Annotated in this window: 11 protein-coding genes; 4 read left to right on the top strand and 7 right to left on the bottom strand. The window is 68.0% G+C overall.

The features are described 5' to 3' along the window. The first annotated feature begins 22 nt into the window (after nt 1-22). Entirely contained in the window at nt 23-1,357 is a 1,335-nt protein-coding gene (dctA, locus tag LGM56_RS17780) for a C4-dicarboxylate transporter DctA (RefSeq protein ID WP_226206079.1), read from the top strand. Between the two features lie 24 nt (nt 1,358-1,381). Here dctA and LGM56_RS17775 read toward each other — a convergent pair whose 3' ends face one another. Further along, nucleotides 1,382-2,164 carry a substrate-binding domain-containing protein gene (locus LGM56_RS17775; protein WP_089499037.1) on the bottom strand — a complete coding sequence of 261 codons (783 nt, stop codon included), beginning with the start codon at nt 2,162-2,164 and terminating at the stop codon, nt 1,382-1,384. A 62-nt stretch (nt 2,165-2,226) separates the two neighbouring features. Then, on the bottom strand, nt 2,227-3,522 hold the full coding sequence (locus tag LGM56_RS17770) for an MFS transporter (protein WP_089498383.1): 1,296 nt from the start codon (nt 3,520-3,522) through the stop codon (nt 2,227-2,229). 360 nt (nt 3,523-3,882) lie between these two features. Here LGM56_RS17770 and LGM56_RS17765 point away from each other — a divergent pair, with 360 nt between their 5' ends. From LGM56_RS17765 to LGM56_RS17755, 3 genes are all read left to right on the top strand, one after another. Further along, nucleotides 3,883-5,403 (top strand): sensor domain-containing diguanylate cyclase, encoded by a 1,521-nt coding sequence (locus LGM56_RS17765; RefSeq protein ID WP_226206077.1) that lies wholly within the window; start codon nt 3,883-3,885, stop codon nt 5,401-5,403. Nucleotides 5,404-5,549: 146 nt separating this feature from the next. Then, nucleotides 5,550-7,136 carry a methyl-accepting chemotaxis protein gene (locus LGM56_RS17760; protein ID WP_226206075.1) on the top strand — a complete coding sequence of 529 codons (1,587 nt, stop codon included), beginning with the start codon at nt 5,550-5,552 and terminating at the stop codon, nt 7,134-7,136. Between the two features lie 185 nt (nt 7,137-7,321). Next, entirely contained in the window at nt 7,322-9,283 is a 1,962-nt protein-coding gene (locus LGM56_RS17755; protein ID WP_226206074.1) for a phosphatase PAP2 family protein, read from the top strand. Here LGM56_RS17755 and LGM56_RS17750 read toward each other — a convergent pair. Genes LGM56_RS17750 through LGM56_RS17730 form a run of 5 tightly spaced genes read right to left on the bottom strand, consistent with a single transcriptional unit; the run spans nt 9,241 to nt 13,544 of the window. After that, nucleotides 9,241-9,420 (bottom strand): hypothetical protein, encoded by a 180-nt coding sequence (locus tag LGM56_RS17750; protein WP_226206073.1) that lies wholly within the window; start codon nt 9,418-9,420, stop codon nt 9,241-9,243. The two genes, LGM56_RS17755 and LGM56_RS17750, sit on opposite strands and share 43 nt — an antisense overlap. Before the next feature lie 40 nt (nt 9,421-9,460). Beyond that, complete coding sequence (locus tag LGM56_RS17745) at nt 9,461-9,742, bottom strand: hypothetical protein (protein WP_226206072.1); 282 nt, start codon at nt 9,740-9,742, stop codon at nt 9,461-9,463. 55 nt (nt 9,743-9,797) lie between these two features. Beyond that, nucleotides 9,798-11,321, bottom strand: a complete 1,524-nt coding sequence (locus tag LGM56_RS17740; RefSeq protein ID WP_226206071.1) for a UxaA family hydrolase — start codon at nt 11,319-11,321, stop codon at nt 9,798-9,800. Continuing rightward, on the bottom strand, nt 11,318-12,499 hold the full coding sequence (locus tag LGM56_RS17735) for a mannitol dehydrogenase family protein (protein ID WP_226206393.1): 1,182 nt from the start codon (nt 12,497-12,499) through the stop codon (nt 11,318-11,320). The genes LGM56_RS17740 and LGM56_RS17735 overlap by 4 nt, the downstream gene beginning before the upstream one ends. A gap of 34 nt (nt 12,500-12,533) precedes the next feature. Continuing rightward, a complete protein-coding gene (locus LGM56_RS17730) occupies nt 12,534-13,544 on the bottom strand; it encodes a zinc-binding alcohol dehydrogenase family protein (RefSeq protein ID WP_226206070.1) in 1,011 nt (336 codons plus the stop codon). Nucleotides 13,545-13,555: the final 11 nt, after the last annotated feature.

Genomic DNA, 13,555 nt, shown 5'->3' with positions numbered 1-13,555 from the left:
CGACACGAAGGAAGACCGTTCCGTGAGGTTGGCCAGGCTGCTCAAATCGCTCTACGTGCAGGTCCTGCTCGCGATGCTGCTCGGCGTGACCGTCGGTCACGTATGGCCTGACGCGGGCGCGGCGCTCAAACCGCTCAGCGACGCGTTCGTCGGGCTCGTGCGGATGACCATCGCGCCGATCGTCTTTTGCACGATCGTCTCGGGCATCACGTCACTGGCGAACGGGAAGGCCATCGGCCGCACGATCGTTCGCGCGCTGGCGCTCTTCTATCTGCTGACCGCCGTCGCGCTCGCCGTCGGGCTCGTCATCGCGTTCGTGCTGCGTCCCGGCGCCGGCCTGCACATCGACGTTCACCATCTCGATGCGAGCATCCTCGCGCAGTACGCGAAGGAGGCGCAGCCGCGCGGGCTCGTGGCATTCGGGCTGAGCGTGATCCCCGAGACGATGCTCGGCGCGTTCCAGCAAGGCGAGGTGTTGCCGGTGCTGCTGCTGTCGCTGCTGTTCGGCTTCTCGCTGAATGCGCACCGGCGGGCCGGGCAGCCCGTTCTTGCGCTGATCGACGGGGTCGCCCAGGTGGTCTTTCGCGTGCTCGCGATGATCATGCGGCTCGCCCCGCTCGGCGCATTCGGCGCGATGGCCTTCACGGTGGGCCGCTTCGGGATCGGTTCGGTCGGCTCGCTCGCGAAGCTGGCGGTGTCCTTCTATGCGGCCTGCGCGCTGTTCGTCGCGCTGGTGCTCGCGCCGCTCGCGCGCCTGCACGGCTTCGCGCTGTGGCGGCTGTTGCGCTACCTGCGCGAAGAGTTGCTCATCGTCCTCGCGACATCCTCGTCGGAGCCTGTTCTGCCGCGCCTGATCGTCAAGCTGGAATCGCTCGGGTGCGACAAGGGTGTCGTGGGGCTCGTGCTGCCGGCGGGCTATTCGTTCAACCTGGACGGCACCGCGATCTATCTGACGCTCGCCGCGTTGTTCATCGCGCAGGCGTGCGACGTGCCCCTTTCCGCGTCCCAGATCGCCGTGATGCTCGCCGTGATGCTGCTCACCTCCAAGGGCGCGGCCGGTGTTTCCGGTAGCGGGCTGGTGGCGCTGGTCGCCACGCTCGCCGTCATGCGCGACCTGCCCGTCGCCGGTGTCGCACTACTGGTCGGCATCGACCGTTTCATGTCCGAGGCGCGTGCGCTGACGAGCGTGATCAGCAATGCGTGCGCGGTGATCTTCGTGTCGATGTGGGAAGGCGCATGCGATCGCACGCATCTTGCGCAGCGGCTCGCTGCCGGGGGGCCGGTCGCCCCGAACGGGGTCGATGCGGAGAGTGCCGCCACGGAGGCCGGCGGCGACGGTGACGGGAAGGCGGTCTGACGCCAACCTTCCCGTCGATCAGGCTCAATGAGCGGGGACGGAATCCAGCCCGGTCGATTTCACGTCGGCCTGCACGTCGGGCGACGCAAGATAGTCGAGCAGTGCCTTCGCTTCAGCCGGATGCTGCGCGCCGACGGGGATGCCGGCCGCGAAGCGCGTGACCGACTGCAGCGATTCGGGGATCTTGCCGACGAAGGTCGCCCCCTTGACCGGCAGCAGCTCGCTGACCTGCTGGAAGCCGATCTCGTAGTCGCCGTTCGCGACGACCGATGCCACCGGAATGCGCGGAATCATCTTCGCCTTCGACTTCACCTGATCCTCGATGCCGAGTTTTTTGAACAGCTCGCGCTCGATGTAGACGCCGCTCGCGCTGTCCGAATACGCGATCGACTTCGCGTGCAGCAGCGCCTGCTTGAGACCTTCGGGGGAACCGACGTCGGGTTTTGCCGAGCCGTCGCGCACGACCGCGCCGATGCGCGAGTCGGCCAGCTCGACGCGCGATCCGGGGATGACCTTGCCCTGCTTGATCAGGTCGTCCAGCGCATAGCCGACCATGATGACGACGTCGGCGGGCTCGCCGCGCGCGAGCCGGTTCGGAATCGCCTCGGGCGACTTGCCCATCGACGGGCCGAGCGCGGTATCGAGCGTGTTACCCGTCGTTGATGCAAACCGGGGGCCGAGCAGCTTGTAGGCGGCGGTGAAGCCGCCCGAGCTCATCACGTGCAGTTCGGCGGCCTGCACGTTGGCGGCCACTGCCGTGGCCAGGACGAGCGCGGCCGCGCAAAATTTCGGGAGCAGGTTTCTCATGATCATGGTCGTGGTCGTGCGGATTCGTCTGGGTTGGCAAGCATTCCGGATGGCCCGGGGCCTCAATGCGCGGGCGTCAGCGTCGCCGTGCGGCGACGATAGAGCGCGAACGTCGCCAGCAGCGCGCACACCGCGGCGAAGCTCATCCAGTAGCCCGGTGCGGCCTTGTCGCCCGTCGCGTGAATGAGCGCGGTCGAAATGGCCGGCGTGAAGCCGCCGAACACGGCCGTCGCGAGGCTGTACGCGAGCGAGAAGCCGGCGACGCGCACCTGCACCGGCATCACTTCCGTGAGCGCCACGACCATCGCCCCGTTATAGATCCCGTACATGAACGAGAGCCACAGGAGGACGAGCAGCATGTTGACGAACGACGGCGCGTGAGCAAGCAACGACAGCGCCGGGTAGGCGGTCACGACGGTGAGCACCGTCATGCCGACCAGCAGCGGCCGGCGGCCGATCCGGTCGGACAGCGCGCCGCCGATCGGCAGCCACACGAAGTTCGACACGCCGACGCAGAGCGTCACGAGCAGGCTGTCGGCGGTGCTCAGGTGCAGCACCGTCTTGCCGAAGGTCGGTGCGTAGACCGTGATCAGATAGAAGCTCGTGGTGGTCATCGCGACCAGCATCATGCCGGCCACCACGACGCCCCAGTTCTGCACCAGCGTCCCGAACACTTCCTTCATGCCCGGGCGATGCTTGCGCGCCTTGAACTCCTGGGTTTCCTCCAGGTTACGGCGCAGCATGAAGATGAACGGCACGATCATGCAGCCGACGAAGAACGGCACGCGCCATCCCCATGCGGCGATGGCCGACGCGCTCAGCCATTGATTGAGCGCGAAGCCGAGGCCCGCCGCGACGACGATCGCGACCTGCTGGCTGGCGGATTGCCAGCTCGTGAAGAAGCCCTTGCGGCCGGGCGTCGCCAGTTCGGCGAGATACACCGAGACGCCGCCCAGTTCCGCGCCGGCGGAGAAGCCCTGCAGCAGCCGCCCGAGCAGCACGAGCGCGGGCGCCAGCAGGCCGATCGTCGCGTAGCCCGGCACGAACGCGATCAGGACGGTGCCGCTCGCCATGATGGACAGCGTGACGATCAGGCCCTTGCGGCGGCCGACATCGTCGATATACGCGCCCAGCACGATGGCGCCCAGCGGCCGCATCAGGAAGCCGGCGCCGAACACGGCGAAGGTCATCATCAGCGATGCGAACTCGCTTTGCGCGGGAAAGAAAACGTTGGCGATCTGCGTGGCGTAGAAGCCGAACAGGAAGAAGTCGAACTGCTCGAGAAAATTCCCGGCGGTGACGCGGAAAACCGCAGCGGCCTTCGAACGGGCGTTCGGAAGGCTGGACGAGGGGTGCATCGGGTGTCTCCTGAAAATCCGGAAATACGCGGGAGGGGTGGATCGATTGTCGTTTTCCGGCATGTTCGCTCGTCGCCGGGCAAACGATAAGTGCAATTTTTGGAAGGATTGATGTCGAAGGGTTATCAATCGACGTGGCGGCGGCGCGTGTCGCCGCACATCGTTCCGGGCGCGGCGAACGCCCGATGCAGGGCTTGACAGGAACAGCCAGGCGGCCTCGCATACGTTTGCGCTCCCGTGTGCGATCGCTCGCGCCCACGGGCGGCCCTGCAGGGCCTCGATTTTCTGTTAACCGTGCCGTTAACCCAGGTTTGACCCGCGCCGGCCCCACTGCCGCCGGCATCCCACACGAGCACGAGCATGGCCGCAACCACCTCGATCGAGAAAATCGCCGACTGGGCCGGACGCAACCACCTTGTCGTCGGGGCATTGGGCACGTTGATGTCGCTGGCGGCGCTCGGGATCAGCGCGGCGACCCTGTGGGTCGGGCGCAGCGAAGTGATCGACCACGCGCACGAGACGTCGCGCAACGTCGCCGCCGTGCTGGTGAGCCAGATCGCGCGCACCGTCGAAACGTCGAACAACGCGCTGGTCGCGCTCGCGTCCGATCTCGGCAAGCCCGCGGTGCGGCGCATGGATGCCGGGCTGCGGCACGACCTGCTGTTCGAGCGCACCGCCGCGCAATACGTGACCGGCATGGGCGTGACCGACCGGCGCGGCCAGTTGATCGACGGCTGCTGCGGCACGACCCATCGTTGGGATTTCAGCGATCGCGACTACTTCAAGGTCCATCGCGATGCCGACAACGTCGGCCTCTACGTGTCCGAGGCCTATCGCGCACGCTCGCGCGGCGGCAAGGAATCGATCGCGCTGTCGCGCCGGATCGACCGGCCGGACCATACGTTCAACGGCATCGCGGTGGTCGCCCTCGACATCGCCTATTTCGAGCAGCTCCTGTCCGGTCTCGATGTCGGGCCGAACGGGGTCAGCGCGATCCTGCGCGCGGACGGCACGATCCTCGCGCGAAATCCGTCGTTGAACGACAACCAGATGAACCACCTGCGCCGCTCGAAAGCCTTCGACCGGATGGTGCACAGTGAGTCGGGCTTCTACCCCGCTCGTTCGACCATCGACGGCATCATGCGGCTGTATACGTACCAGCGGGTGCCGGGCACGCCGCTGATCGCCGTCGTCGCGCCGGCCGAGCGCGACGTGCTGGCGAGCATCACGCGCCTGTCGTGGACGGTAGGCGTGTCCGCCACCGTGATCAGCGCACTCTTCTGCGCGGTGGTCTGGCTGCTCGCGTTTGCGCTGCGGGACAACCTGCGCAAGCAGACGCTGCTCATGGATCTCACCCGGACCGATCCGCTGACGGGCCTGTGCAACCGCCGCGCACTCGATATCGCGCTGGGCGACGAATGGGAACGGCTGCAGCGGGGCAGCAACGGCAGCCTGTCGATCCTGTTCATCGATGCCGACCACTTCAAGCAGTACAACGACCGGCACGGCCATGCGGTGGGCGACACGGCGCTGCGCGTTCTCGCCGAATGCATCCGCACCCACACGCGACGGCGCGGCGATCTCGCCGCGCGCTACGGCGGCGAGGAGTTCGTCGCGGTGCTGCCGGATACGGACGAAAGCGGAGCCGCGCAGGTCGCGGAGGCGATTCGCCGCGAAGTCGAACGCAACCGGCTCGACGGGTTCGCGGACACCGTGCCGGCGTTCACCGTCAGCATCGGCTGCGCGACCGGCCATCGCGCGCGCCCTCCGTCAGTGCACGCGCTGTCGCATCAGGCGGACATGGCGCTTTATCGTGCGAAGCGCGAAGGCCGCAACCGCGTGTGTTGCGCGGAAACGGAGCAACACGCTCGCGTGGCTTGACCTGATCGGCCACGGATCGTGGCCAGCATCTTTTTCGGCAGCGACCTCTACGCAAACGATTGCGTCGGACAACAGTCCTAAATTGTTCATGTACCAATCCGATAATAAGGAACGCTACTTGATATCAATGAAACTGGACTGCTCACATGAATAATCGACGATTAACGGTTCGCACGAAGCTGACCCTGGCGTTCAGTCTCCTGACGTGCATGGTGCTGCTCGTCTCCATGCTGGGCATCGTATCGCTCGGCAATGCGAACGCGGCATTCGACCATTACGTCAATGGCACCAACGCCCGTGCCATCCTGGCGGACAAGGTTCGCGTCGCGGTCGACCGGCGTGCGATCGCCGCCCGCAACCAGGTGCTGGCGACCGCACCGCGCGACGCGGACATCGAGAAGGACGCGGCGCTGCAGGCCGACCGCGACGTCGGCGCGCTGCTGGGCGAACTGACGAATGCAGTGCGCGAGGGGAGCGGCGCGACCGACAAGGCCCGCGAACTGGTTCGGCAAATCGGCGCGGTCGAGGCGCAGTACGGCCCCGTGGCGCGCGCCATCGTCGACGCGGCGGCGAACAACCGGCGCGATCAGGCGATCACGATGATCAACGAACAGTGTCGGCCGCTGCTGGCCAGGCTTGTCAGCGCCACCGACGCCTATGCGACGTTCGCCCGCGCGCAAGGCGAGCAACTGGTGACGGAATCGGCCGACCGCTATGCATCACAACGACTGATGCTGATCGTCATGTGTATCACGGCGGCAGCCGCCGCCGCGATCCTGGGCGTCTTCATCACCCGCGGCCTGCTGCGCGCGCTCGGCACGGAGCCTGCCGTGCTCAGCGAGATCGCACGCCGGATCGCCGCCGGCGACCTCGGTACCGAATCGTCGACCGGTGCCGCGCCGGCCGGCAGCGTACTGGCTTCCATGCGCGACATGCAGGCGAACCTGACCCGCCTGATCTCGGAAGTCCGCACGGCATCCGGCAATGTCGCGACGGGCGCCGGCGAAATCGCGTCCGGCAACCAGGACCTCTCCTCCCGCACGGAACAGCAAGCCGCGTCACTGCAGGAGACCGCATCGAGCATGGAGCAACTGACCTCCACCGTGCGCCTGAACGCCGACAATGCGCAGCAGGCAAGCGGGCTGGCCAACAACGCGTCGGAAGTCGCCCAGCGCGGCAGCACGGCAGTCGGCCTGATGGTCGACACGATGACGGACATCAGCGCCAGCTCCGCCAAAATCGCCGAGATCACCGCGATCATCGAAGGGATCGCCTTCCAGACCAACATCCTCGCGCTCAACGCGGCCGTGGAGGCCGCCCGCGCCGGCGAACAGGGCCGCGGCTTTGCCGTGGTGGCCAGCGAAGTCCGCAGTCTCGCGCAGCGTTCGTCGAGCGCCGCGAAGGAAATTCGCGAGCTGATCTCGGAATCGGTCCGGAAAATCCAGGACGGCTCGCAGATCGCGAACAACGCGGGCGAGACGATGACCCAGGTCACGCATGCGATCGCGCGCGTGACCGACATCATGGGCGAGATCGCGGCCGCATCGAACGAGCAGAGCCGCGGCATCGAGCAGGTCAATCTGGCCATGACGCAAATGGATGAAGTCACCCAGCAGAACGCGGCGCTCGTCGAACAGGCCGCCGCCGCATCGAAGTCGCTCGAGGAACAGGGTGGCCGGCTTGCCGACGCGGTATCGCTGTTCCGGCTCGACACGCGGGTGGGCGGCGCATAGCCTCCCGCCGTGCGTGTGCCCTCGATGGACGCATCGAATCCGTCGCCCGACATGCTCAGCACCCGAAATTAACCAGATAGTGGGAATTCGCGCGCATTGCATCCGATGCGAAACAATTCCGTAACGGCCGCGTAACGATCCATCACCACAATTCGCCATCTTCGACCATCAGGATGGAGTCTTGCATGTTTGCGTCACGAAGCCGTTTTCCGCTGCACGTCGCAGCCTTGTCGAGTGCGATCGTGCTGGCTGCGTGCGGCGGCGGCGATGATGTCACGTCGACCAGCACCCTGGCGGCGGCCGTTCCCGCGCCGCCCGCCGACCCCGGCTTCGTCGACAGCGCGCCGATCCCGAGCGCGCCCGCGTTCGTCGACAACGTCGCGACCAACCAGCGCGGCGATGCACGCTATGCGACGCTGTCGACCAACGCCGCGGTGCGCGTGTTGAGCCGCTTCCTCGATCTCTGGCAACCGGCGACGATGCTGGTCGATGCGGGCGTGAGCGCGCCAGCGAACGGCACGTTCCCGGCCATCTCGCCGTCGACCTGCTCCGGGCTGCCGAACAGCGGCGTGTCGTGCGGCACGATCCTGAACGATGCGGTGCTGTCGGCCAACGTGCAATACGTGGTCAACGCGACGACCGCCCGCACGCCGCAGCAGGCTGATGCCGCGTACTACGACGACCGGCGCGGCAAGGGCTTCAGCGTGACCGACGGCATGGGCCCGCTCACCGCCGCGTGGCGCACCGCGGCCCAGCAGACGACCAGCATCACCAGCATTCCGTCCGACGCGACGACGGTGCTCTATAACGACTCGGGCAACAACGTCGGCGTCGGCAGCAGCAGCGGCAACGCCAGCTTCGGGAAAGTTGTCGACCTGCTCAACGAAATGGGCAACAACGCGTCGACCGAACCGTCGAAGCGCTTCTTCAAATATGCGCGCCCGTACCGCTGGAGCACGAGCGTGGTGGTCGCGCCGACGCTCGTGCCGGCGGAAAGCACGACGCCCGCGACCGACGGCGGTTTCATCAGCGGCCACACGGCCGAGGCTGTGCGCGATGCGACGACGATGGCGTGGCTCGTGCCGGAACGCTTCCAGGAAATGCTCAGCCGCGGCCTCGAACTGGGCGAGAACCGGATCCTCGCCGGCATGCACTCGCCGCTCGACGTGATCGGCGGCCGCATGCTCGCGCTGGCGGTCAGCGCGGCGAACCTGACCGCGTACGCCAGCGACGCGCAGGCCGCGTACACGCAAGCCCATCAAACGCTGCAACAACTGACGGCGACGAGCGCCACGACCTTCTCCGCATTCGCCCACTCCGGTACGACGGCCACCGACCGGTTCGCCGACTACACGACGAACAAGGCCGCCTTCCTGCGCCGCATGACGTTCGGCTTCGCCGCGATTGAATCGACGGACGCGCCGCCGGTCGTGCCGAAGGGCGCGGAGATCCTGCTGCAGACGCGCTTCCCGTACCTGAGCGCCGACCAGCGGCGCGTCGTGCTGAAGACGACCGAAGTGCCGTCCGGCTATCCGGTCATGGACGATGCGGAAGGCTGGGGCCGCCTGAACCTGTTCGCGGCCGCCGACGGCTACGGCGCGTTCAACGGCAACGTGATCGTGTCGATGGATGCGTCGCAGGGCGGGCTCAATGCGGCCGACCTGTGGCGCAACGACGTCGCGGGCGCCGGCAAGCTGACGCTGCAAGGCAGCGGCACGCTGACGCTGGCGGGCAACAACCGCTACACGGGCGGCACGCAGGTGAGCGGCGGCACGCTCGCGGCCGCGTCGACGACGGCGTTCGGCAACGGCGACGTGTACGTCGGCTCGGGCGGCGGCGTGAAGATCGCGGCCAATGCACCGGTGACGATCGCGACCCGCTATACGCAGCTCGACAACACGACGCTCGAACTCGACATCGACGGCAACGGCGGCGGACGCCTGCGCGTGGGCGGCCCGCTCACCGTCACGGGCGGCACGCTGCACGTGAAATTCGTGAACGGCTATACGCCGAAGGCCGGCGACACCATCGCGCTGATCGACGGCGCGGCGGCCGCCGCGAAGTTCTCGACGGTGACGGTCGACGGGTTCAAGGCCACGCCGGTTTATACCGCGACGGGCGTGTCGGTCACGCTGTCGGCGGCGTAGTCGGCGGCGAAGATCGATCCCGCAACGGCGCCGCCCACGGGCGGCTTGGGCTTGGGCTTGGGCTTGGGCTTGGGCTTGGGCTTGGGCTTGGGCTTGGGCTTGGGCTTGGGCTTGGGCTTCGGCTTCGTCTTGGGCATGGGCTTGGGCTTCGTCTTGGGCGTGGGCCCGAGCCTGGCCTCACGCAAAGCAGGCCGGCGCCGCCGTACCGGCTTCGCCCGACGGGCAAGACCGCGTGCCGAAGCGCCGCTGCAGCTCGATGATCGTCGGCAGGTTGAAGTCGTGGACATCCGGCGTGGCGCCGCCCTGTCGCCGGTTCACCTCGACACAGAGTTCCAGCGCCCGCGCCCGCGTCTCGGCGAGCAAGCGCAGCGCCTCGCCGAGCAAGCCCTTCTCCAGTTCCGACAGTTGATCGCCGCGGCCGGCTTCGCCGGTCGCCGGCTTGCGCATGATGGTTTCCATCGCAACGTCTCCTTACCAGTCCGATTGCGCGGGCGGCCGTACACCGCGTCGCGCGTCACATGACCGCGCCGCGCAGCCAGGGCACGAATTCGCGGTCGCCGATACCGTTCTCCTCGCTTCGCGACGGCCGCCCGGACGCGACGTCGAGCATCAGCCGGAACAGCCGCTCGCCCGCTTCGCCGACCGAGAGCGAACCGGCGACGATCCCGCCGCTGTCGAAATCCATGTCCGATCGCATCCGCTCGAACAGGCCGGTCGTCGTCGCGATCTTGATCGTCGGCACCGGCTTCGAGCCGAACACCGAACCGCGGCCCGTCGTGAAGCACACGAGATTCGCGCCGCCGGCGATCTGCCCGGTGGCCGACACCGGGTCGTAACCCGGCGTATCCATGAACACGAGCCCGGCTTGCCGTACCGGCTCCGCATAGTCGTAGACCGCGCGCAGCGGCGAGCGGCCACCCTTCGACACCGCGCCGAGCGACTTCTCGAGAATCGTCGTGATGCCGCCGGCGAGGTTGCCGGGCGACGGGTTGTTGTTCATTTCGCCGCCGTTGTCGGCGACGTAGCGCGCCCACCACTGCAATCGACCGAGCAGACGCTCGGCCACGTCGCGCGACGCCGCCCGCGCGATCAGCAGATGCTCGGCGCCGTAGATCTCGGGCGTCTCGGACAGGATCGCGGTGCCGCCGTTGCGGACCAGCAGATCGATGGCCGCGCCGAGCGCCGGGTTCGCGGTGATGCCCGAGTAGCCGTCGGACCCGCCGCATTGCAGGCCGACCGTCAGCCGCGAGGCCGGCACGGCGCTGCGACGCGCGCCGTCGGCCGCCTCCACCAGTTCGCGCACGATCGACACGCCTTTGGCCACGGTGTCGCGCACGCCGCCTTCGTCCTGGATCACCAGCGTGCGCACGGTGCCGGGCGCCGCCGCATCGAGCCGTTGCGCGAGCGCGCCGACCTGGTTGACCTCGCAGCCGAGGCCGACGAGCAGCACGCCGGCGAAATTCGGGTTGCGTGCGTAACCGACGAGCGTGCGTCGCAGCAGCTCGATGCCGTCCCCGGTCGCCGACATGCCGCAGCCGCTCTGATGGGTGATCGCGACGACGCCGTCGACGTGACCGAACGCATCGAGCGTGCCGTGCCGGTAGGCATCGGCAATCGCATGACACACGCTCGCCGAACAGTTGACGCTGGCGATCACGCCGACGTAGTTGCGGGTCCCCACGCTGCCGTCGGGCCGCACGAAGCCGTCGAAGGTATCGCGGCGATCCGTCTCGACCTCATGCGCGCCGTCGGCAGGCGCGCCGTCGTGTGCATGCCGATCGGGCATCCCGACGTTGTGCACGTGCACGTGCTCGCCCGCGGCGATGTCGCGCAGCGCGACGCCGATCGGCTGCCCGCATTTGACGATCGCGCCGCCGCGCGCGATCGGCGCGGTGGCGACCTTGTGGCCGGCCGGTATCGCGTCCGCGGGTTGCAGCGGTGCGCCGCGCACGTCGATCGGCACGTCCGGCGCCAGCGCATCGAGTGCGACGGCGACGTTGTCGTTGCCGTGAAGGATCACGATTGCCGGTTGCTTCACGATGCCTTTCTCCCTGTCATTGCGATGCCGGCCGCCGGAGCGCCGGCCGCCGGTTCATGGCGGGCGACGAGTTGCCGCAACCGCGGTTGTTCGGCCGGCAACGCGAGCGAATCCGCGAGCGCGAGCAGCGGCGCGATCCGCCGCGCGACCTTCTCGCGATGGTTGACCGCGATATCGGCGATGCGATGCGCGAGAAACGGATTGAGCAAGCGCTCGCGCACGCTGTCGACGTAGCGTTCGGCCGTTTCGCGCAAGCCCAGCGCCACGAATACCGGCGCGACTTCATCGCGCCACACGGCCTCGAGCCCGTCGCGCAGCCGCGCATCGCTCATCGCGCCCAGCACCGTTTGCGCTGCGTCGCGCCCCGCCGTGAGCCACTGCTCCGCGAGCCAGCTGTGCCCGAGATTGAGGAAGAACAGCTTCAGGCGCTCGTGGCTGCGCAAATCGTCGGTGACGACGATCTGCGCGTGCTCGCATGGCAGCATCATGCCCGCACGCCGTTCGATCGCCCATAACGCATAGGGCTCCGCGATCGCGCCGACCGGATGCAGCGGCTCGGACACGATGCGGTCGACGAGCGAGTTGACCCATGTGCAGCGGTTGCCCAGATAGTCGGAGAACGCGTCGGGCAGCCGCCACTGGCGTGCCAGGCCCAGCACGATGTCGCGCAGCGTGTCGCCGTTGTTCGTCACCAGTTCGCACGGCAGGATCGACACGCCGTCATCGGGTCGCACCTGCCAGCGCGCATGCAGCAGCGCGAGCAGCTTCGCCGGAAAGCCGTGCGGTGCGTGCTCCGGGTGGGCCAGCAGGTCCGCGGCGTCGCGTGGGTCGGCGCGATAGCCTGCGTCGCCGGTATTCGACACGATGACGCGCACCGTGTCGATCGCGGCGCCGCGTATGTCCGCCCAGTCGCGCTCGGCGTCCCACGCGCGCTGCACGGCGCGGCACTCGACGACCTCGTCGACCACGCCGCCGCGGTCGCGCCCGCGAATCCGCACCTGATAGCGGCCGGTGGCGCGCAGCGCGTCGATGCGGGCGCGGCTGGCCGGATTGCCGGTCGTCTGCACGATGCCGATGCCGCCGATCGCGTTGCCGTCGTCCAGCGCCTCGGAGACGAACAGGTCGACGTGCGCGAGCAGGAAGCGGCTCGTGCCGAACTGCAGGATCGGCGGCGTCACCATGTCGTGCGCTCCGCGTGCCGGATTCGACGGATCAGCATTCGACGAGCGCCTTCACGACGGTCTGCCCGGCATCCAGCAGACGCGGCAGCGCGTCCGGCACCTCGTCGAGCCGCATCCGGTGCGTGTTCAGCGCGCGGTCGGGAATGCGCCCCGCGCGCATCGCGTCGAGCACCGTCGCGAAATCCTCGGCCGTCGCATTGCGGCTCGCGAGCAGCGTGGTTTCCCGCTTGTGGAACTCCGGATCCGAAAACGCGACGTGCCCGCGCACGATCGAGATCAACGTGTATTTGCCGCCGTGCGCGACGAATTCGAACCCGCGGTTCATCGCATCGAGATTGCCCGTCGCGTCGAACACCGCATCGAAATACTCGCCGTTCGTCAACGACGCGAGACGCGCCGCGTCCCCTTCCCCCACCTCCACCGCCACATCGACCGCCAGATGCTGGCGGCAAAACGCCAGCCGGTCGGCGCGCGTGTCGAGGCACGTGACGTCGGCGCCGCGCAGCTTCGCGAAGATCATCGCGGCCATGCCGATCGGCCCGGCGCCGACGACCAGCGCGCGCTGCCCGGCACGGATATCCGCGCGGCGCACCGCATGCGCGCCGATCGCGAGAAACTCCAGCATCGCCGCCTGGTCGAGCGAAATGCCGTCGGCCTTGTGCACGAACTGCGCGGGCACGCTCAGGTATTCGGCGAGCGCGCCGTCGCGATGCACGCCGAGCACCTTGATGTTCACGCAGCAGTTCGTGTTGCCGTGCCGGCAGGCGACGCAGTGTCCGCACGACAGATACGGCATCACGTACACCGCGTCGCCGGCGCCGAGCCCCGACTCCGGTTCCGCCTCGACGACGACCGCCGACAACTCGTGGCCCATCACGCGCGGATAGTCGAGGTACGGCTGGTTGCCGGTGAAGATGTGCAGGTCGGTGCCGCAGATGCCGACCCGTTGCACGCGCAACAGCACTTCGCCGCTGCCGCGCACGGGCAGCTCGCGCTGCTGCACGCGCAGCACGCCGGGGGATTCGCAAATCACGCTGAGCATGTCGGTTTCCT

It is taken from the genome of Burkholderia sp. AU38729, from assembly GCF_020419725.1.
In the GTDB taxonomy this organism is placed as follows: domain Bacteria; phylum Pseudomonadota; class Gammaproteobacteria; order Burkholderiales; family Burkholderiaceae; genus Burkholderia.
This window is presented reverse-complemented; position numbering and strand designations above follow the sequence as displayed.